The 18,115-nt window shown below is 73.5% G+C and carries 22 protein-coding genes; 12 read left to right on the top strand and 10 right to left on the bottom strand.

Annotated elements, in window-relative coordinates:
* The first annotated feature begins 7 nt into the window (after positions 1 to 7).
* The 3 genes from Pdca_RS27755 (at position 8) to Pdca_RS27745 (ending at position 2,237) form a co-directional block, all read left to right on the top strand.
* Positions 8 to 991 carry an ABC transporter ATP-binding protein gene (locus tag Pdca_RS27755; protein ID WP_085912873.1) on the top strand — a complete coding sequence of 328 codons (984 nt, stop codon included), beginning with the start codon at positions 8 to 10 and terminating at the stop codon, positions 989 to 991.
* Complete coding sequence (locus tag Pdca_RS27750) at positions 988 to 1,752, top strand: ABC transporter permease (RefSeq protein ID WP_085912874.1); 765 nt, start codon at positions 988 to 990, stop codon at positions 1,750 to 1,752. Before Pdca_RS27755 ends, Pdca_RS27750 begins: the two co-directional genes overlap by 4 nt.
* 80 nt (positions 1,753 to 1,832) lie before the next feature.
* A complete protein-coding gene (locus Pdca_RS27745; protein WP_158092157.1) occupies positions 1,833 to 2,237 on the top strand; it encodes an HAD-IA family hydrolase in 405 nt (134 codons plus the stop codon).
* 98 nt (positions 2,238 to 2,335) lie between these two features.
* On the opposite strand, the gene Pdca_RS27740 is transcribed toward Pdca_RS27745, so the two are convergent.
* On the bottom strand, positions 2,336 to 2,623 hold the full coding sequence (locus tag Pdca_RS27740; protein ID WP_085912876.1) for an antitoxin: 288 nt from the start codon (positions 2,621 to 2,623) through the stop codon (positions 2,336 to 2,338).
* A 19-nt stretch (positions 2,624 to 2,642) separates the two neighbouring features.
* Positions 2,643 to 3,914 (bottom strand): alpha-hydroxy acid oxidase, encoded by a 1,272-nt coding sequence (locus Pdca_RS27735; RefSeq protein ID WP_085912877.1) that lies wholly within the window; start codon positions 3,912 to 3,914, stop codon positions 2,643 to 2,645.
* Between the two features lie 100 nt (positions 3,915 to 4,014).
* On the opposite strand from Pdca_RS27735, the gene Pdca_RS27730 reads away from it, so the two are divergent.
* Positions 4,015 to 4,422 (top strand): DoxX family membrane protein, encoded by a 408-nt coding sequence (locus Pdca_RS27730; protein WP_158092158.1) that lies wholly within the window; start codon positions 4,015 to 4,017, stop codon positions 4,420 to 4,422.
* Here Pdca_RS27730 and Pdca_RS27725 read toward each other — a convergent pair.
* A complete protein-coding gene (locus Pdca_RS27725; RefSeq protein ID WP_085912879.1) occupies positions 4,398 to 5,213 on the bottom strand; it encodes a TrmH family RNA methyltransferase in 816 nt (271 codons plus the stop codon). The two genes, Pdca_RS27730 and Pdca_RS27725, sit on opposite strands and share 25 nt — an antisense overlap.
* On the opposite strand from Pdca_RS27725, the gene Pdca_RS27720 reads away from it, so the two are divergent.
* The 4 genes from Pdca_RS27720 to Pdca_RS27705 all read left to right on the top strand — a co-directional run bounded on the left by Pdca_RS27720 (position 5,212) and on the right by Pdca_RS27705 (position 8,343).
* Positions 5,212 to 6,654 carry a WS/DGAT/MGAT family O-acyltransferase gene (locus Pdca_RS27720; protein WP_085912880.1) on the top strand — a complete coding sequence of 481 codons (1,443 nt, stop codon included), beginning with the start codon at positions 5,212 to 5,214 and terminating at the stop codon, positions 6,652 to 6,654. The two genes, Pdca_RS27725 and Pdca_RS27720, sit on opposite strands and share 2 nt — an antisense overlap.
* A gap of 20 nt (positions 6,655 to 6,674) precedes the next feature.
* Positions 6,675 to 7,181 carry a DUF6912 family protein gene (locus tag Pdca_RS27715; protein WP_085912881.1) on the top strand — a complete coding sequence of 169 codons (507 nt, stop codon included), beginning with the start codon at positions 6,675 to 6,677 and terminating at the stop codon, positions 7,179 to 7,181.
* A gap of 80 nt (positions 7,182 to 7,261) precedes the next feature.
* Positions 7,262 to 7,774: a hypothetical protein gene (locus Pdca_RS27710; RefSeq protein ID WP_085912953.1), complete on the top strand. Its 513-nt coding sequence runs from the start codon at positions 7,262 to 7,264 to the stop codon at positions 7,772 to 7,774.
* A 5-nt stretch (positions 7,775 to 7,779) separates the two neighbouring features.
* Complete coding sequence (locus tag Pdca_RS27705) at positions 7,780 to 8,343, top strand: TetR/AcrR family transcriptional regulator (RefSeq protein ID WP_158092159.1); 564 nt, start codon at positions 7,780 to 7,782, stop codon at positions 8,341 to 8,343.
* A gap of 15 nt (positions 8,344 to 8,358) precedes the next feature.
* On the opposite strand, the gene Pdca_RS27700 is transcribed toward Pdca_RS27705, so the two are convergent.
* Genes Pdca_RS27700 through aroA form a run of 3 tightly spaced genes read right to left on the bottom strand, consistent with a single transcriptional unit; the run spans position 8,359 to position 11,556 of the window.
* Complete coding sequence (locus Pdca_RS27700) at positions 8,359 to 9,228, bottom strand: hypothetical protein (RefSeq protein ID WP_085912883.1); 870 nt, start codon at positions 9,226 to 9,228, stop codon at positions 8,359 to 8,361.
* Positions 9,229 to 9,247: 19 nt separating this feature from the next.
* A complete protein-coding gene (rsgA, locus tag Pdca_RS27695; protein ID WP_232021238.1) occupies positions 9,248 to 10,258 on the bottom strand; it encodes a ribosome small subunit-dependent GTPase A in 1,011 nt (336 codons plus the stop codon).
* A gap of 2 nt (positions 10,259 to 10,260) precedes the next feature.
* The gene (gene aroA / locus Pdca_RS27690; protein ID WP_085912884.1) at positions 10,261 to 11,556 is read right to left on the bottom strand and encodes a 3-phosphoshikimate 1-carboxyvinyltransferase; all 1,296 of its coding nucleotides are present in this window, start codon (positions 11,554 to 11,556) and stop codon (positions 10,261 to 10,263) included.
* A gap of 35 nt (positions 11,557 to 11,591) precedes the next feature.
* Between aroA and Pdca_RS27685 the strand changes: the two genes are divergently transcribed.
* Together Pdca_RS27685 and Pdca_RS27680 are read left to right on the top strand one after the other, a co-directional pair.
* The gene (locus Pdca_RS27685) at positions 11,592 to 12,410 is read left to right on the top strand and encodes an SOS response-associated peptidase (RefSeq protein ID WP_085912885.1); all 819 of its coding nucleotides are present in this window, start codon (positions 11,592 to 11,594) and stop codon (positions 12,408 to 12,410) included.
* Positions 12,407 to 13,009, top strand: a complete 603-nt coding sequence (locus Pdca_RS27680; RefSeq protein ID WP_085912886.1) for an alpha/beta hydrolase family protein — start codon at positions 12,407 to 12,409, stop codon at positions 13,007 to 13,009. The genes Pdca_RS27685 and Pdca_RS27680 overlap by 4 nt, the downstream gene beginning before the upstream one ends.
* Here Pdca_RS27680 and Pdca_RS27675 read toward each other — a convergent pair.
* The 3 genes from Pdca_RS27675 to ybaK all read right to left on the bottom strand — a co-directional run bounded on the left by Pdca_RS27675 (position 13,006) and on the right by ybaK (position 16,614).
* Positions 13,006 to 15,198 (bottom strand): putative bifunctional diguanylate cyclase/phosphodiesterase, encoded by a 2,193-nt coding sequence (locus Pdca_RS27675; protein WP_085912887.1) that lies wholly within the window; start codon positions 15,196 to 15,198, stop codon positions 13,006 to 13,008. The genes Pdca_RS27680 and Pdca_RS27675 overlap by 4 nt on opposite strands.
* 43 nt (positions 15,199 to 15,241) lie before the next feature.
* Positions 15,242 to 16,045 (bottom strand): SAM-dependent methyltransferase, encoded by an 804-nt coding sequence (locus tag Pdca_RS27670; protein WP_085912888.1) that lies wholly within the window; start codon positions 16,043 to 16,045, stop codon positions 15,242 to 15,244.
* Between the two features lie 89 nt (positions 16,046 to 16,134).
* On the bottom strand, positions 16,135 to 16,614 hold the full coding sequence (gene ybaK / locus Pdca_RS27665; RefSeq protein ID WP_085912889.1) for a Cys-tRNA(Pro) deacylase: 480 nt from the start codon (positions 16,612 to 16,614) through the stop codon (positions 16,135 to 16,137).
* Between the two features lie 247 nt (positions 16,615 to 16,861).
* Here ybaK and Pdca_RS27660 point away from each other — a divergent pair, with 247 nt between their 5' ends.
* Both Pdca_RS27660 and rsrA read left to right on the top strand, forming a co-directional pair.
* Complete coding sequence (locus tag Pdca_RS27660; protein ID WP_085912955.1) at positions 16,862 to 17,518, top strand: sigma-70 family RNA polymerase sigma factor; 657 nt, start codon at positions 16,862 to 16,864, stop codon at positions 17,516 to 17,518.
* A complete protein-coding gene (gene rsrA / locus Pdca_RS27655; protein ID WP_085912890.1) occupies positions 17,515 to 17,883 on the top strand; it encodes a mycothiol system anti-sigma-R factor in 369 nt (122 codons plus the stop codon). Before Pdca_RS27660 ends, rsrA begins: the two co-directional genes overlap by 4 nt.
* A gap of 82 nt (positions 17,884 to 17,965) precedes the next feature.
* Here the strand turns inward: rsrA and Pdca_RS38120 are convergent, their stop codons facing one another.
* Positions 17,966 to 18,040, bottom strand: a complete 75-nt coding sequence (locus tag Pdca_RS38120) for a 50S ribosomal protein bL37 (protein ID WP_372447449.1) — start codon at positions 18,038 to 18,040, stop codon at positions 17,966 to 17,968.
* Between the last annotated feature and the right edge of the window lie 75 nt (positions 18,041 to 18,115).

Genomic DNA, 18,115 nt, shown 5'->3' with positions numbered 1-18,115 from the left:
GGATCTGATGGGACGGGCCGCGGTCGAGGTCGTCGACCTGGTGAAGCGCTATCCGAAGGCGGACCGCAATGCGGTCGACGGCCTGTCCTTCGAGGTCGCCGAGGGGGAGATCTTCGGATTGCTCGGCCCGAACGGGGCCGGCAAGACGACCACCGTCGGCGTCCTCACGACCCGTGTCGTGCCGACGTCCGGGACCGCCCGGGTGGCGGGGCTGGACGTGCTGCGCGACTCGGTCGCGGTCTGCGCGAAGCTCGCCGTCGTGCCGCAGCGGCAGAACCTGGACCGCTCGCTCGGCGTTCGCGACAACCTGGTCTTCCACGCCGCTTACCACGGCGTCGGCCGCGCCGAGCGCAACCGCCTGGCCGACGAGCTGCTGGAACGGATGGGCCTGACCGACCGGGCGAAGGCGGTCGCCGACGACCTCTCCGGAGGTCAGGCGCAGCGCATCATGATCGCCAGGGCGCTCATGCACAAGCCCGAGGTGCTCTTCCTCGACGAGCCCTCGACCGGGCTGGACCCGCAGGCCCGGCTGTTCGTGCACGACTACGTCCTCGGCCTGCAGCAGGAGGGCATCACGGTGGTGCTCACCACCCACGACATGGACGAGGCGCAGAAGCTCTCGCATCGGATCGGCATCGTCGACCACGGCAAGCTGCTGGCACTCGACACCCCCGAGGCGCTGGTCCGCTCGCTGCCCGGCAGCGGGAGCATCGAACTCACCGCCGAGCCGGGGCCGCACGGCATCGAGCCGCTGCGGGCGGAGCTGGCCGGGCTGGCCGACGTCGCCCGGGTGGAGATCCCGCCGGCCCGCGCCGACGGCCCCGAGGGCACCGTCGCGCTGCGGTTGTCGGTGGTCTGCGACCCGGCGATGTTGCTGGCACCGGTCGTCGACCTGCTCGGCAGGCACGGCGCCACCGCCCGGGACGTGCGGATGGGGTCGGCCACGCTCGAGGACGTCTTCATCGACCTGACCGGACGGGACCTGCGGTGAGCCGGCGCGCCTTCCTCGCGGTGCTGCGCCGCGACATCTTCGTCACCGGGAAGGAGCTGCCCTCCTTCCTCGCCCAGGTGCTGGTGCAGCCGTTCTTCTTCCTGCTGGTCTTCGTGGTCGTGCTGGGCCGCGGCGGCTTCGTCGCCGAGGGCTACGGCGAGATCATGCTCCCCGGGCTGATAGCGCTGAACGCGCTGTTCGGGGCGCTGCAGAGCGTCACGCTGCCGCTGGTGTTCGAGCTGTCGTGGACCCGGGAGATCGACGACCGGCTGCTGGCGCCGATGCCGGTGTGGGCGGTCGCCGTGGAGAAGATCGTCTTCGCCGGCCTGCGCGGGCTGGTGGCCAGCCTGCTGATGGTGCCGATCGGGTTGCTGATGGTCGACGTGTCGTGGCCGGCCGCCGGGCTCCCGATGGCGCTGCTGATGGTGGTGCTGGGCTCACTGCTCGGTGCCGCGATGGGCCTGACCATCGGGACCGCCGTCCCGCCGCGGCGGATCAACATCCTGTTCGCGGTGATCTTCACACCGCTGCTGTTCACCGGCTCGGTGCAGTACCCGTGGCTGACCCTCGCCGATCTGCGCTGGTTCCAGGTGCTGTCGGCGCTGAACCCGCTGACCTACGTCAGCGAGGGGCTCCGTGCGGTGCTGGTGCCGGACGTCCCGCACATCCCGGTGTGGATCTGTGTGCTGGTGCCGGTGCTGGCGATCGTGCTGTTCACGCTGCTCGGCATCCGCGGGTTCCTCCGCCGTGCGCTCGACTGACGGTGCGCTCGACTGACGGTGCACCCGACTGACGGTGCACCCGACTGACGGTGCACCCGACTGACGGTACGGTCGCCGGTGTGCCCGAACCACGGACGCTGAGCGGCCTGATCGTCGACTACGGCGGTGTCCTCGATGACCTCGACGGCGGCCCGCGGCTGCTCGACTACGTCCGCCGGGCGGCCGACGGCGGGATCCGGACGGCCCTGTTCTCCGGCGCCCACGCGGTGCCGGACGACTGCGCCGCGGCGTTCGGCACGGTGCTGCTCGGCGCGGTGCGGGGGGCCCGCAAGCCCGACCCGGAGGCCTTCGCCGCGGCCGCCGCCGCGATCGGGCTGGCACCGGCCGACTGCGTGGTCGTCGACGACATTGGGGCCTGCGTGCGCGGAGCGGCGGCTGCCGGGGCGGTCGGGGTGCAGCACGTGAGCGCCGACGCGACCCTCGCCGAGCTGGAGATCCTGCTGGGGGTCACGGCCGGGCCGTGACATGCGGAGGCGCCGCCCGCGTTCGCGGACGGCGCCTCGGTGGTCGGTCCGGCTGCTGCCGGGCCGGTTCCGCTACGGGCCGGTGTGACCGGCCCGGCTCACTGCTGCGGGGGCGGAGGCTGCTGGCCGCCCTGCGGCGGCGGAGCCTGACCGGGCTGCTGCTGGCCCTGCGGCGGCGGGGCCTGGCCCGGCTGCTGCTGACCCTGCTGCTGAGCGGTCGTGTCACCGGCACCGGTCCGCTCGCGGGCGAACTTGGTGGCGGTGTCGATGTGCTGCTCGTTACCGGCGAACTTCTTCTTGGCCGCGTCCCCGGCCTTGTTCAGCGCCTGGTCGACCTTGTCGTCGTGCTTGCCGAGCAGTTCCTTGGCCTTGTCCAGGAAACTCATGTCGCACATGGTCGCGCGCTCAGCCGCTCTCCGCACCCGCAGCACGTCCCTCATTCGGGTGAGCAGCGTCGCTGATCGACGAACGGAGCCGTGCGTGCTCCGGCCGGAGGTCCGCCACCCGGGTCACCCCGATCAGTTGCATCGTGCGCTCCACCTCGCCGCGCAGGATCTCCACCGCCCGCGCCACCCCGGCCTCGCCGCCGGCCATCAGCCCGTACAGATAGGCCCGGCCCACCAGCGCCGCGCGCGCCCCGAGCGCGACGGCCGCGACCACGTCGCCGCCGTGCATGATCCCGGTGTCGACGAGCACCTCGGCGTCGTCACCGAGCTCCTGGACCACCGGCTCGATCAGCTCGACCGGAACCGGGGCCCGGTCCAGCTGGCGGCCGCCGTGGTTGGACAGCAGCACACCGTCCGCGCCCGCGTCGGCGACCCGGCGCGCGTCGGTCACCGACTGGACGCCCTTGACCACCAGCTTCCCCGGCCAGTTCGCGCGCAGCCAGGCGACGTCGTCCATGCTCAGGGCCGGATCGAACACCCGGTTGATCACCTCGAACGGGGACCCACCGCCCGAGGCGAGGCTCTCGAAGGCCAGTGGCTCGGTGGTCAGCAGATCGAACCACCAGCGCGGATGACGGGCGCCGTCGAGGAAGGTCCGCAGCGACAGGGCGGGCGGGATCGACAGACCGTTGCGGACGTCGCGGCGGCGGTTGCCGCCCACCGGGGTGTCGACGGTCAGCATCAGCGTGTCGTACCCGGCGGCCGCCGCCCGTGCGACGAGATCGTGCGCGAACGAGCGGTCCCGCCACAGGTAGAGCTGGAACCAGCGGCGGCCGCCGGCCCCGGCGTCGGCGACACCCTCGATCGTCGTCGATCCCATCGTCGAGAGCGTGTAGGGGATCCCGGACCGGGCCGCGACGGCTGCGACCGCCCGCTCGCCCGCGGTGTGCATCATCCTGGTGAAACCGGTGGGTGCCAGCGCGAACGGCAGCGCCGACCGGCCCCCGAGGACGTCGGTGCCGGTGTCGATCCGGGAGACGTCGCGCAGCACGCTCGGCGTGAACTCGACCGACGCCCACGCGTCGCGCGCCCGGCGCAGGCCGATCTCGTCCTCGGCGGCGCCGTCGGTGTAGTCGAATACCGCCCGCGGGGCCCGCTTGCGGGCGAGCAGCCGCAGATCACCGATGCTCGCCGCGCGGGCCAGCCGGACCGCGGTGCGGTCGAGCGTGACGGGTGCGGGCCGGAGCAGCGGTGCGAGCTCGGACGGGCGCGGGATGCGACGGCGGACCATGCACGCCAGGGTAGGTACCCGCACCGGATTACGGGTGGGACGGAGTGGGCGGGATGTGCACTTCGCGGGACGGAGTGGTGGAGTGAATACCGTGCGGGCGGTGCTGCGGACCGGGGCGCATCCGAGGATGCCCTGGCTCGCTGCGGTGCTGCGGATCGTGGTCGGGATGCTGTTCGTGGTGTACGGGCTGCCGAAGTTCACCGAGCACGACGGCTGGGTGAGCTCGTTCGGCGGCTGGTCGCTGCCGGAGTCGTCGCTGCTCGTGTACGCGACCGGCGCCGCGGAGGTGCTCGGCGGGATCGCGCTGATCGCCGCGGCGGGCGGTGCCGCGGGGACCCGGATCGCCGCCGGGGTGCTGGCGCTGGTGATGGCCGGCGCCGTGCTGTTCGGCGGGATCCTCGGCGGCAACTCGGGGGCACTGACCCTGGCCCCGGCGCTGCTGCTGGGTTGCCTGGCGATCGCCTGGTCGACGACCGGGCCGGGTCAGCGGCGGCGCAGCAGCTCGTAGGCCGCGATCGCTCCGGCCGAGGCCACGTTGAGCGACTCCACGCCGCCGAACAGGGGCAGCGACAGGATGCCGTCGCAGCGCTCGCGGACGGCCTCGGTCAGGCCGTCGGTCTCGTTGCCGAGCACCAGCGCCACCCGCGGCGGCAGGTCGGCGTCGAGCAGTGACTCACCGCCCGCGTCCAGCCCGAACACCGAGAACCCGGCCCCGTGCATCAGGTCGATCCCCTCGGCGGCGGTGGCGCAGCGGAGCACCGGCGCGGAGAAGGCCACCCCGGCCGACGCCTTGATCACCAGTGGATCGATCGCCGGCACGCCGCGGCGGGGGAGCAGCACACCGTCCAGGCCGGCGGCGGTCGCGCTGCGCAGCAGCATCCCGACGTTCGACGGGTTCGTGACGGCGTCGAGCACCAGCACCGACGCCGGGCGCCTGGTGCCCAGATCGGACAGGAACGGCGCCAGCGGTGACATCCGCGGGGCGACGACGTCGGCGAGCACACCCTGGTCGTGCCTGCCGTTGCCGGCCAGCACCTTCACCCGCTGCGCCGACGCCCGCTGCACCGGCACCCCGCGCCGGCGCGCGGCGGCGGTGATCTCGCGTTCGCCGCCACCGCGGACCGAGTCCGCGAGGATCACCTTGTCGACCTCCAGTCCGTCGTCGGCGAGTGCCTCGAGGACCGGTTTGCGGCCGTACACGGTGATGAACCGGTCCTTGGGTGACACTGCGGACACGACGGGGGCGGCGGGGTCGGTCACGCCGACCAGAGTCCCACGCGCACGTAGGATCTCGACCATGCCGTCCCGGCTCTCCGCACTCGACGCCTCCTTCCTCTACATCGAGGAGGCGACCACGCCCATGCACGTCGGCGGCGTCTCCGTGTTCGACCGCCCACGGGACGGCCTGGACTACGACCGGCTGGTCGAGCTGATCGAGCAGCGGCTCGCGCTGGTGCCACGGTTCCGGCAGAAGGTCCGGCACGTGCCCGGCAACCTGGCCCGGCCGGTCTGGGTCGACGATCCCGAGTTCGACATCGCCTATCACGTGCGGCGCTCCGCGCTGCCCCGCCCGGGCAGCGAGGACCAGCTCACCGACCTGGTCGGACGGCTGATGTCGCGGCCGCTGGACCACTCCCGGCCGCTGTGGGAGATGTACCTGATCGAGGGTCTCGCCCCGGCGTCGGCCGGCCGCGGCAGCGGGAAGGACGGCCGGGTCGCGATCCTCACCAAGACCCACCAGGCGATGGTCGACGGGATCTCCGCGATCGACATCGGGCAGGTCATCCTGGACGTGTCGGCCGAGCCCCGGGAGACACCGGACGAGCTGTGGATGCCGCGGCCGGAGCCGAGCGACGGCCAGCTGGTGCTGGACGCGATCGGCGAGGCGATCACCCGGCCGACCGAGATCGTGGACAACGTCCGGGTCGCCACCGGGGACGCGCTGGCGACGGTCGGGAAGGTCGGCCGGGCCGCGGGCAAGGTGCTCACGATGGCGCGCACCGCGGGACGCCGGGCGCCCGGATTGCCGCTGAACGCGGAGATCTCGACCCAGCGGCGGTTCGCTCTCGCCCGCACCGACCTGGAGGACTACCGCAAGGTCCGGGCGGCCTACGGCTGCGACGTGAACGACGTCGTGCTCGCGGTGATCGCGGGTGCGCTGCGCACCTGGCTGATGTCGCGCGGTGAACCGGTCGGCGGGTCGTCGTCGGTGCGGGCGCTGGTCCCGCTGTCGGTGCGCGGGGAGGGCGACGTGCCCAGCTCGGCGACCGGTGGCTCGCTGGGCAACCGGGTGGCCTCGTTCCTGGTGGATCTGCCGGTGGGTGAGCCGAGCCCGCTGGTGCGGCTGCACCAGGTGACCCACCAGATGCGCGAGCACACCGACACCGGCGACGCCGTCGGCGCCGACACGCTCGTCCGGATCGGCGGGTTCGCCCCGCCGACCCTGCACGCGGTCGGGGCACGTGCCGCCAGCGGCATGTCCCGGCACTTCTTCAATCTGGTCGTCACGAACGTCCCCGGCCCGCAGTTCCCGCTGTACGCGGCCGGTGCCCAGATGCTGGAGATGTTCCCGGTGGTGCCGCTGGCCAAGGGCCAGGCCGTCTCCATCGGGCTCACCAGCTACGACGGTGGCGTCTACTACGGACTCAACGGCGACCGGGACGCGATGGGCGACATCGATGTGCTCGCCGGGATGGTGAACGAGTCGCTCGAGGAGCTCCTCGACACCCTGCGGCAGTAGCGAGAAAGGACCCACCCCACGTGCGGATCTACCTCCCGGCGACCTGGCCCATGCTGGCCCGGACCGTGTCCACCGGCACCTTCGAGCCGCTCGGCGGAACCGGGTTCGCGCTGACCCCGAAGTTGCGCGAGTCCTATGTGAGCGGCGACGACGAGGAGCTGGAGTACGCCGCGCTCAGCGAGGCGGCGCGGGCGTCGCTGCGGTTGCTCGCCGTCGAGTTCGGGCTCGGTGAGGACGGCACCCCGCCGCGGCGGGTGGTCGTCGCCGCGGACACCGACGACGTCACCCTGCGGCCCGATCTCGACGACGGCGCGGTCCGGGTGACCGGCCCGGTCCCGGTGGCGAAGATCGCGGCGGTGCACGTCGACCTCCCGGAGGCCGAGCACGCCGTCCGCGAGGCAGCGGGGGTGGTCGACAAGGCCGACCTCGGTGATCTGGATGCCGAGTTCCTGATCGGCGAGGCGGAGGACTTCGAGCTGGCCTGGTACGACCCGTCCGAGCTGCCGTTCCTGGTCGAGCTGGGCTGATCCGGCAATCCCGTTGCTTCCTGGACGCAGCGCGTGCACAGTGTGTGCACACATGTTGTCCGCAATCGGAGGTGGCCGTCGTGCGCCCGGTGACCGTGGTCCTGACGTTGCCCGTCGTCGTCCTGCTGGCCCAGCCGCTGTGGGCGCCGCAGTGGGGCGCCGGGATCCTCGGCGAGCTGCGCCTGCTCGGCCCGGCCGGGGCGGTGCTCGCCGTCGTCGCGTTCCTGGTGCTGGTCGCGCTCTACTGCCGCACCCTGCAGCGGCTCGCCGAGCTGGTTCCGCCGGACCGGCGTGCGGAGTCCCCGCGGGCGGTGTGGTGGATGTTCGCGGTGCCGTTCAACTTCGTGGAGGACTTCTTCATCGTCCGGGCGATCGCACGCACTCTGCGGGCCGACGGGCGGGCCGCTCCCGGCGATGTGCGGATCTGGCTGGCCACCGGCATCGGCTGGTGCGTGCTGCAGATCGCCTCGCTGCTGCCCGGCCCGGTCGGTGTCGTCACCGGAGGGCTCGCGCTGGCGCTGTGGGGGGTGCACTGGGTGCACACCGTCCGGATCGACCGCGGGCTGCGCGCGGCGGCCACCGTGGGAGCCTGACGACCGTGCCGTTGCCCCGCTTCGACCGGCTGCCCGCCGCGACCCGCACCGCGATCCTCGCCGTCGCCCGCGACCACCTGGCCCGGGAGGGTCGCGACGGCGCTTCGCTCAACGCGATCGCGGTCGACGCCGGCTTCTCCCGCTCGGCGGCCTACACCTGGTTCGACGGCCGTGACGACCTGTTCGACGCGGTCCGCGACGACACCGTCGCCCGGCTCGCCGCCGCGCTGGGCGACTGGACCGACGCGCCGGACCCGCCGTCGTTCTGGGCGGCGCTGGCCCGGGCGCACCGGCGGCTCGTCGCCGCGCTCGACGAGCACCCCGAGGACCGGGCGATCCTCGCCGTGCCGGGCGCGCGCCCGGCGCTCACCGGCTGGCTGCGGTCCGCGTTCGGCAACGCCGTCGCGCTCGGGCTGGTCGACACCGGCCCCGGCACCGACGTGCTGGAGGAGGTGACCGTCGCGGCCGTCGAGGCGCTCGACTCGGTGGAGCTCGCCCGGCCCGGCGTGGTGGGCGCGGACACGCTGCGGGCGGTGCTGGAACGGCTGTGGGGCCGGCCGGGCGACTGAGCCGGTGACCGGGTCTCAGCCCCGCACCGGGGGCTCGATGCTGACCGGGCTGCCCCAGTCCCGGTAGCGCAGCAGCAGGTCCAGGGTGCCGGCGTCGGGCAGCTGCTGGCGCAGCCGCGCACGCAGCGGGCGCCGGTCGGCGTCCAGCCAGATCTCGGTACTGATCCGGGTCACACCCGCCTGTTGCTGGGCGGTCAGCGCGGCCAGCCGGGCCGGCTCGGTCTCCACCGCGATCGCCCGGACCAGGTCGACCACGAGCGTGTAGTGCACGACCGGGGTCCCGTCGACGTCGGAGTCGCGGGCGTCGGCGACCAGCACGGCATCCGGGTAGCGGGCGATTGCGGCCAGCGGATCGACACCGGCGGCGACGTTCGCGGCGACCGTGGCGTCGGCGATCCGGTCCGGCGCGATCGGGCCGATCCCGGGCTCGACCCAGTCCGCGGCGTCCTGCGGGTGCAGCCAGGTGCGCTCGCCGATCCGGACGACCCCGGTCGTGTCGGGCGGGCTGCCCTCCGGCCCGGACCGCAGGTCCAGGCGGACCGCGGGTGCGCCGCCCTCCGGGGCGAACCGGACGGAGCCCTCCCCGGTGACGGGGACCGGATCGGTATCGGCGGTCAGGGTCCCGGCCACCGACATCGCGACACCGCCGTCCGACCGGGTGCGGGCGCCGACGTCGGCGATCAGCGGTGCCGGATCGTAGTACTTGGGCAGGGTCGTACCGGTCGTGCCGGTGCCGTCGGCACTGCCGGTGTCGGTGCTGCCGTCGGACGGCGGGGGAGGGGCGGAGCCCATCGAGCCGGGCCACGCGCACCCGGTCAGCGCGCCGGTGAGCAGGACGGCGCAGAGCACGACCCGCAGCAGCGGTGCCGCTCGCCGTTCCGGCACATCGCCTCCGCCCTGATGGTCAGCCCTGATGGAGCGCCACGAGGATGCGGCGCAACGCCTCGAGTCTGCCTCCGCCGAGCGAGCCGGCGGCCACCAGGTCGTCCAGTGCACACTCCGGGTCGGCGGGCGGCCCGAGGTGGCCGCAGCCGCGCGGGCAGTCCTCGATCGCGGTGGCGAGATCGCCGAACGCGGCGACGACGTCGTCCGGCCCGACGTGCGCCAGCCCGAACGACCGGATGCCCGGCGTGTCGACGACCCAGCCCTCGGCGTGCGGGAAGGCCAGCGCCGCGGTCGTGGTGTGCCTGCCCTTGCCGACCCCGGACACCCGGCCGATGGCCTGGTCCGCGGCCGGGACGATCGCGTTGACCAACGTGGACTTGCCGACACCGGAGTGACCGACCAGCGCGCACAACCGACCGGCCAGCACCGACCGCAGGTCCTCCAGACCGGCCGGCGGGCCGTCCACCGACCGCCCGGTGACCACCAGCGGCACCCCGAGCTCGCGGTACTGCGCCGCGAACGGCTCCGGATCGGTCAGGTCGGACTTGGTCAGGCAGAGCACCGGCTCCAGGCCACCGGCGTAGGCCGCGACCAGGCAGCGGTCGACGAACCCGGTACGCGGCTGCGGATCGGCCACCGCGGTGACGACGATCAGCCGCTGGGCGTTCGCGACGACGACCCGCTCGTAGGGGTCGTTGTCGTCGGCGGTGCGGCGCAGCACGGTGTCCCGGCCGGCGACCCGCACGATCCGGGCGAGCGTGTCCGGTTCCCCGGACAGGTCCCCGACCAGGTCCACCAGGTCCCCGACGACGACCGGGGTCCGGCCGAGCTCGCGGGCCCGCATCGCGACCACCGGCGGCCGCTGCGGATCGGAGTCCGGGGCGCACGTCCAGCGTCCGCGGTCGACCGCGGTGACCATCGCCCGCGAGGCGTCGGCGTGCGCGGGCCGCCGCTTGCTCCGTGGCCGGGAACCGCGGCGACCCGGGCGGATCCGGACATCGGACTCGTCGAGCCGGTCGTGGCGGGGCACCGTCAGCGACCCTCGGTGATCCCGAGCAAGGCCGACCAGCGGCCGGGGAAGTCCGGGATCGTCTTGTCGGTGCAGCCGATGTCGTCGACCAGGACACCCGGCACGACCAGCCCGACGATCGCGCCCGCGGTCGCCATCCGGTGGTCGGCGTAGGCGCCCCACGGCCGGTCCTGACGCCCGGTGAGCGGCTTCGGATCGATCAGCAGGCCGTCGTCGGTCTCGGTGACCGAGCCGCCCAGCGCGGTGATCTCGGTGGCCAGCGCGGCGAGCCGGTCGGTCTCGTGGCCCCGCACGTGCCCGATGCCGCGCAGCCGGGACACCCCAGTCGCCAGCGCGGCGACCGCGGCCACGGTCGGGGCGAGCTCGCCCGCGTCGCGCAGGTCGACGTCCACCCCGGACAGCCGGTCCGGGCCGGTGACGGTGAGCCCGTCCGGCCCGTGCTCGACGCGGGCGCCGAACTGTTCCAGCACCGGCAGCAGGTGCACCCCGGGCTGGGTGGTCTCCGACGGCCAGCCGCGCACCGTCACCCGGCCGCCGGTCACGGCCGCCGCGGCCAGGAACACCGCGGCGTTCGACAGGTCCGGCTCGATCGCCCAGTCCCGCACCGTGATCGGGCCGGGCTCCACCCGCCAGGTGTCGGGCTCGTCGTCGTGCACGGTGACACCGGCCGCCCGCAGCATGTCGACGGTCATCGCGATGTGCGGCAGCGACGGCACCGGCGGGCCGGAGTGCCGCAGCGTCACGCCGCGCTCGAAACGGGCCCCGGAGAGCAGCAGACCGGACACGAACTGGGACGACGCCGACGCGTCGATGGTGACCTCGCCCCCGCGGGCCGGCTCGTCGCCGCCCATCCGGAACGGCAGCGCGTCGCCCTCGATCCGGGCGCCGAGCGTGCGCAGCGCGTCGAGCACCGTGCCCATCGGCCGCTCCCGGGCGTGCGGGTCGCCGTCGAACCGCACCTCGCCGCGGGTGGTCGCCGCGGCGGGCGGTACGAACCGCATCACCGTCCCGGCCAGCCCGCAGTCCACCTGCACCGGGGCCTGCGCCGTGCCACCGCGCAGCCCGTCGTGCGCGCCGGTCCGCACCGTGTCGCCCTCGGTGGTGACGGGCACGCCGAGTGCCGCCAGCGCGCCGGTCATCAGCGTGGTGTCGCGGGTCGGCGGGGCGCCGTCGACCCGGCAGGCGCCGCCGGACAGCCCGGCGAGCAGCAGGGCACGGTTGGTGACCGACTTCGAGCCGGGCACCGAGACGGTGCCGGTCACCGGGGCGGCGGGCGTGGGTGCGGACCAGAAGCTCACGCTCCCATCCTTCCGCACGTGGAAGGATGGGGCGCATGTGCGGCCGTTACGCCTCCACGAAGGCCCCAGCGGACCTGGCCGGCGAGTTCCACGCCGTCGACGCCACGGCCGAGACGTCGCAACGACCGGACTACAACGTCGCGCCGACCAAGGACATCACCGTCGTCGTGCAGCGGCACCCGCGCGACGACGACGGGGAGCCCGATCCGACCGTCACCGAGCGCTCGCTGCGCACGGTCCGCTGGGGCCTGGTGCCGTTCTGGGCGAAGGATCCCTCGGCGGGCGCCCGGATGGTGAACGCCCGCTCGGAGACGGTCACCGAGAAGCCCGCGTTCCGCCGTGCGGTGGCGTCACGGCGCTGCCTGTTCCCGGCCGACGGCTGGTACGAGTGGCAGCGCCACGACGCCGTGCCGAAGGCCGACGGCGGCTCGGGCAAGCCGACCAAGCAGCCCTACTTCACCGGCTACGCCGACGGCGCGACCCTGGCCATGGCCGGGATCTGGGAGTTCTGGCGCCCGAAGGGCGGCGAGCTCGCCGAGAAGTACCCCGACGGCCTGGTGACCGCCTGCGTGCTCACCACCGAGGCGGTCGGCCCGCTGGGCCAGGTGCACGACCGGATGCCGCTGGTGCTCGCCCCCGGCAGCTGGGACGCCTGGCTGGACCCGAACGCCGGATCGTCCGCCGAGCAGGTCACCGCGCTGCTCACCCCGCCCGCCCCGGAGCTGATCGCGGCGCTGGCGATCCGGCCGGTGTCGTCGCAGGTCAACAGCGTCCGCAACAACGGGCCCGAGCTGCTGGAGGAGCTGCCCGCCGATCAGGTGCGCGAGCCGATCCAGCTCGATCTGCTGTCGTGAGCGCAGCCGTCCGGGAGATCGACACCCCGCGCGGCCCGGCCCGGGTGACCCGGCACCCGGCGACGTCGGGTGCACCGCGCGGGCTGCTGCTGCTCGGGCACGGCGCCGGCGGCGGTGTCGAGGCCCCGGACCTGGTCGTCGCGACCGGGGCGGCGACCGCGGCCGGGTTCGACGTCGGGCTGGTCGAGCAGCCCTACCGGGTGGCGGGCCGGCGGGCCCCGGCCCCGGCCGGGCACCTCGACGAGGCATGGCGGGCGGTCGCCGAAGCCGTCCGCGGCGAGCTGCCGCTGGTCCAGGGCGGGCGCAGCTCCGGGGCCCGGGTCGCCTGCCGGACCGCGCCGGCCACCGGCGCCGTCGCCGTGCTGTGCCTGGCGTTTCCGCTGCACCCGCCGGGTAAGCCCGAGCGGACCCGGTTGCCCGAGCTGGCCGGCGCCGGGGTGCCGGCCCTGGTGGTGCAGGGCCGCAGCGACCGGTTCGGGATCCCGGACGACGGCCCCGGCCGCCGGGTGGTGCTGCTCGACGGCGACCACGGCCTGAAGAAGGACCCGGCCGGGCTGGCCGGCGCGGTGCGCGACTGGCTGGCCGGGCTACCGGTCTAGAGCCGGCAGTGCCGGTCCAGCATCGCGGGCACCTTCGAGGGGTGCAGCGGCGCCGACAGGTACCAGCCCTGGCCGATGTCACAGCCCAGCGACCGCAGCCGGGTCGCCTGCTCCGCCGTCTCCACCGACTCGGCGACCACCCCGAGCCCGAGGCGGTGCGCGAGCTCGATCATCGCCGACAGCACGACGGGGCTGTCCAGGTCGCGGCCGGGGTAGCCGTCCGCCGACGGCGGCAGCGGGCCCTTCGCCGACACGAACGACCCGGCGAGCTTCAGCACGTCCACCGGGAGCCGGTGCAGGTAGGCCAGGTTCGAGTAGCCGGTGCCGAAGTCGTCGATCGCGATCCGTACACCGAGCCGGGACAGCTCCTCCAGCGCCGCGATCGGCTGTCCGCCCGCGGACATCAGGTCGCTCTCGGTCAGCTCCAGCTGCAGCGCCCGCGCCGGCCAGCCGGTCTCGGTGAGGATCTCCACGATCCGCTGCACGGCGTCGTCCTGGCGCAGCTGGCGGCCGGCCACGTTGACGCTGAGCACGAACTCGCGTGAGGGATCGGCGTCGGCCCAGGCGCGCGCGTCGGTGCAGGCCCGGCGCAGCAGGTAGAGGCCGAGCGGCACGATCAGCCCGGTCTGCTCGGCCAGCGGGATGAACAGGTCCGGGCCCAGCTGCTCGCCGTCGGCCGACCGCCACCGGGCGAGTGCCTCGACCCCGGCGACCCGGCCGTCGGTGAACGACACCAGCGGCTGGTACTCCAGGTCGAACTCGCCGCGCTCCAGCGCTCCCGGCATCCGGCCGGCCAGCTCGAACAGATGCACGTCGTGCCGGTGCCGTTGCGGGTCGAAGACCGCGATCCGGTCCCGGCCGTCGCGTTTCGCCCAGTACATCGTGGTGTCCGCGGCCTGCATCAGCGCGGCGGCGCCCTCGTCGGGCGGTGCGTTCGCGCCGGCGCAGTCGTGTACCGGCCACGAGACGACGCCGATGCTGGCCGAGACCACGATCTCGCGGTTGCGCAGCGCCACCGGGCGCCGGACGGTCTCGAGCGCCGTGTGCGCCACCGCGATCAGCTCCTCCGGGCCGGTGCAGCTCTCGATGAGCACGACGAACTCGTCGCCACCCATCCGCGCCACGGTGTGCCCGAGGCCGCCGATCTCGGCCTGCATGCGGTGCGCGACGGAGCTGAGCAGTTGGTCGCCGGCGTCGTGCCCGAGGGTGTCGTTGATCGCCTTGAAACCGTCCAGGTCCAGGTAGCAGACGCCGACCTTGGCGCTGCCGGTGCCGAGTGCCTCCAGCGCGGCGGTGAGCCTGCTGAAGAACAGCGTCCGGTTCGGCAGCCCGGTGAGCGGATCGTGCTCGGCCTGGTGCTGCAGGCGGGACTGCAGCAGGTGCCGCTCGGTGACGTCGGCGATCATCGCGACCAGGTAGCGCGGGGCGCCGTCGCGGTCCCGGATCAGCGAGACGACCAGCTCGGTCCAGACCTGGCGGCGGTCCTTTCCGAGGTACGCCTTCTCCATCCGGACGTGGCTCACCCGGCCGGCCAGCATCGCCTGGATCTGCGGCCACATCTCCGGGGTGTCCTCGGGATGGATGAACTCGAAGACCGAGCGCCCGACGATCTCGTCCGGGGGATACCCGAGCATCTCGGCGAGCGCCCGGTTCGCCTCCAGGACCTTCCCGCCGGCATCGGCGACGCTGATCCCCAGCACCGAGTGCTCGAACACCGCTCCGTAGCGGGCCTCGGATCGCCACCGGGCGTCCTCGGCGGCGCCGCGGGCCGCGAACGCCGCGGCGCTGATCCGCTCCTGTTCGGTGCGGGTCCGCTGCTGCAGGGTCCGCGCGTAGCCGGCCGACAGTGCGCCGATCCCGGCGGTGAAGCGGCGCAGCCGGGCCGGATCGGCGATCCGGTCGGCGAAGTGTGATGCCAGCACGTCCAGCGAGCAGCGCAGCGCGGCCGTGTCGGTGAGGTGCGCGCCGATCAGCTCGGCGCCGATCTCGCGGGCCGTCTCGATCTCGGCCCGCCCGTCGACGACGGCGGTGATCGAGTACGCGGCTCCGGCCAGGACCGCGCGCAGCTCCGCCCGCCCGGCCGAGACGAAACCACGGGCGTGGATCGCCGCGACCCAGGCGTCGGTCAGCCGCTCGACGGCCGGCTCGGGCCGGACGTCGCCCGGGTCCACCGGTGCGGCATCCCCCACGTCGCTCTCCTGTCGTGCATGTCGACGTCGCCGGTCGGCGACCTCAGCGGCGCGCCACGCCGGCCAGGCCGGGATAGCGCTGGACCTCCGGCCCGACCGGGGACTCCGGCCGCCACAGCGGGATCCGGACGACGCCCGGCTCCAGCAGCTGCAGGTCGCCGAACAGTTCGGCCACCTCCTCGGTCGACCGCATCCGCATCGCGTTCGGCGACCGGTCCCGGTTGTAGATGCTCTGGGCCTCGTCGGCCCCCAGATGCCCGCCCTCGGCGGTCGCGTGGCTGATCACCAGGTGGCTGCCGGGGGCCATCGCCTCCAGGTAGGTGCGCACCAGATCGGCCGGCCGGGCCTCGTCGGGCACGAAGTGCAGCACCGACACCATCAGCACCGCGATCGGCCGGGAGAAGTCCAGGTGCGTGCGGGTCAGCGGGTTGTCCAGCACCCGGGACGGCTCGGTCAGGTCGGCGGCGAGCACCTCGGTGCGATCGACCTCGTCGAGCAGGGCCCTGCTGTGCACGACCGCGATCGGGTCGTTGTCGACGTAGAGCACCCGTGCGTCCGGGATCTCGGCGGCCGCGATCTCGTGCACGTTGCCCGCCGTCGGGATGCCGGACCCGAGATCGAGGAACTGGGTGATCCCCTGCGCACACAGGTGACGGACGACCCGGCGCAGGAACGCCCGGTTCGCCTGCGCGACCGACGCCATCTCGGGCAGCACACCGAGGATCTGCTCGGCGAACCGTCGGTCGGCCTCGAAGTTGTGCGAGCCGCCCAGGTAGTAGTCATAGACCCGAGCGACGCTCGGACGGTTCATGTCGACCTCGTCGGGTGCCCACGCCGGCCTGTCCATTCACTGCCCCCTGCAACGGATTCGACGTCTCGACCAGGGACACTACTGGCCGGACGGCACAGTGCGGAGGTACGCGGGGTACGCGCCCCTCAGGACAGCGCGATCGTGGCGACCGTGGCCCCGGTGAGTGACACCAGATCCGCCGGGGCGAGCTCGATCTCGAGTCCGCGCCGTCCGCCGGAGCAGTAGATCGTGCTGAACCCGTGTGCCGAGGAGTCGAGCACGGTGGGGAGCCGCTTGCGCTGACCGAGCGGCGAGATCCCGCCCGCCACGTAGCCGGTGATCCGCTCGGCGTCGGCGACCTCGGCCATCACGGCCCGCTTGGCACCGACCGCGGCGGCGAGCGCCTTGAGGTCGAGCTGCGCCGACACCGGCACGATCCCGACCGTCATGGTGCCGTCGACCACCGCGACGAGTGTCTTGAAGACCCGGTCCGGGTCCTGGCCCATCGCGCGGGCCGCCTCCGGCCCGTACCCGCTCTCCCGGTCGTCGTGGGTGTAGCTGTGCACCTCGTGCGGGATCTTGCGCTTGACCAGCAACGCCGTCGCCGGAGTGCCCCTGCCCGCCATGACCGTGACCTCCCTGTTCGCCCGCCCGCTGCGGTTGCCGCAGGCAACCTACGGGAATGCCGGTCCGGCCGGTGACGTTCCCGGTGGTGTGACGACAGCAGTGATGGAGGCCCCCCGGGTGTCCGTGGCCGGACGGAACCGCGGGGGACGCGTACCCTCCGACACGACCGCCGCGCCGGTGACCCGCACCGGCGCGCGGTCCGTGTCACTGGAGAGGGGACCCTTGTCAGAACAGCCGGATCGGTCGGTGAACGAGCCGGTCGAGCAGGTCGGTTCCGCCGATGCCGAGGGTAACCGCGCGCCGGAGGACGAGACGGTCGAGGAGCGCACCGCCCGCTTCGAGCGGGACGCGATGCCGCTGCTCGACCAGCTCTACGGTGCGGCGCTGCGGATGACCCGGAACCCGGCGGATGCCGAGGACCTGGTGCAGGAGACCTTCCTGAAGGCCTACTCGGCCTTCGGTTCGTTCCGTCGCGGGACGAACCTGAAGGCCTGGCTGTACCGGATCCTGACCAACACCTACATCAACGGGTACCGCAAGCGGCAGCGTCAGCCGCTGCAGGCACCGACCGACGAGATCACGGACTACCAGCTGGCCCAGGCGGGTGAGCACACGTCCACCGGTCTGCGCTCGGCCGAGGTCGAGGCGATGGACGCACTGCCCGACGACGACGTGAAGGAGGCCCTGTCGGCGTTGCCGGAGGACTTCCGGATGGCCGTGTACCTGGCCGACGTCGAGGGGTTCGCCTACAAGGAGATCGCCGAGATCATGGGCACCCCGATCGGCACCGTGATGTCCCGGCTGCACCGGGGCAGGCGGCAGCTGCGGGACATGCTGACCGACGTCGCCCGGGAGCGCGGTTTCGTGCGCGGGGCCGGCAGCCAGGAGGTGACGGCATCGTGAGCGCCGAGGAGGTTCCCGCCGAGCGCAATCCGCTGGCCGGTGACACCACAGGCTGCAGCGAGGTGCTCGCCGAGGTCTGGATGTTCCTGGACCGCGAGTGCGACCAGGAACGCAGGCGGCTGTTGCAGCGCCATCTCGACGAGTGCGCCCCGTGCCTCGCCGAGTACGGCATCGACGAGAAGCTGAAGGCCCTGCTGGCGCGCAAGTGCGGCGGGGAGTCGGCACCGGAGGCGCTGAAGGACCGGCTCCGCACCCAGATCCGTTCCGCGGTGCTGGAGCAGGCGCAGGTACGGGTCGAGTCCGGGCCGGAGGGCACGAGCGTATCGGTGTCCCGTCGGCGCACGGAGTTCCGGCGCGAGGGCTGAGCGCGAGCACGGCGTGACCACAGCACGCACGAAGGGCGGGTACCGGGATCGGTACCCGCCCTTCGCACGTTCGGCCGGCGACTCAGGTGTTCGGCTTCTTGCCGTGGTTCGCCTTCTTCTTGCCGCGGTCGCGGCGCTTGCGGGCACGCTTCGACATGGTCGGCCCTCCTCTCTTCACGGGTCACGGTTCCGCGGCGGTGCCGCGGGAGCTCGTGGCAGTGATTCTCGCATG

Source organism: Pseudonocardia autotrophica, assembly GCF_003945385.1.
Classification (GTDB): Bacteria; Actinomycetota; Actinomycetes; order Mycobacteriales; family Pseudonocardiaceae; genus Pseudonocardia; species Pseudonocardia autotrophica.
The sequence above is the reverse complement of the archived record's forward strand: the minus strand, read 5'-3'. Positions and strand labels throughout refer to the sequence as shown.

Bases quoted from the DNA above. Each gene is read 5' to 3' on its own strand.
- Pdca_RS27755 (WP_085912873.1), top strand. From the start codon at position 8: ATGGGACGGGCCGCGGTCGAGGTCGTCGACCTGGTGAAGCGCTATCCG.
- Pdca_RS27740 (WP_085912876.1), bottom strand. From the start codon at position 2,623: ATGAGTTTCCTGGACAAGGCCAAGGAACTGCTCGGCAAGCACGACGAC.
- Pdca_RS27735 (WP_085912877.1), bottom strand. From the start codon at position 3,914: ATGGTCCGCCGTCGCATCCCGCGCCCGTCCGAGCTCGCACCGCTGCTC.
- Pdca_RS27720 (WP_085912880.1), top strand. From the start codon at position 5,212: ATGCCGTCCCGGCTCTCCGCACTCGACGCCTCCTTCCTCTACATCGAG.
- Pdca_RS27725 (WP_085912879.1), bottom strand. From the start codon at position 5,213: ATGGTCGAGATCCTACGTGCGCGTGGGACTCTGGTCGGCGTGACCGAC.
- Pdca_RS27685 (WP_085912885.1), top strand. From the start codon at position 11,592: ATGTGCGGCCGTTACGCCTCCACGAAGGCCCCAGCGGACCTGGCCGGC.
- Pdca_RS27670 (WP_085912888.1), bottom strand. From the start codon at position 16,045: ATGGACAGGCCGGCGTGGGCACCCGACGAGGTCGACATGAACCGTCCG.
- ybaK (WP_085912889.1), bottom strand. From the start codon at position 16,614: ATGGCGGGCAGGGGCACTCCGGCGACGGCGTTGCTGGTCAAGCGCAAG.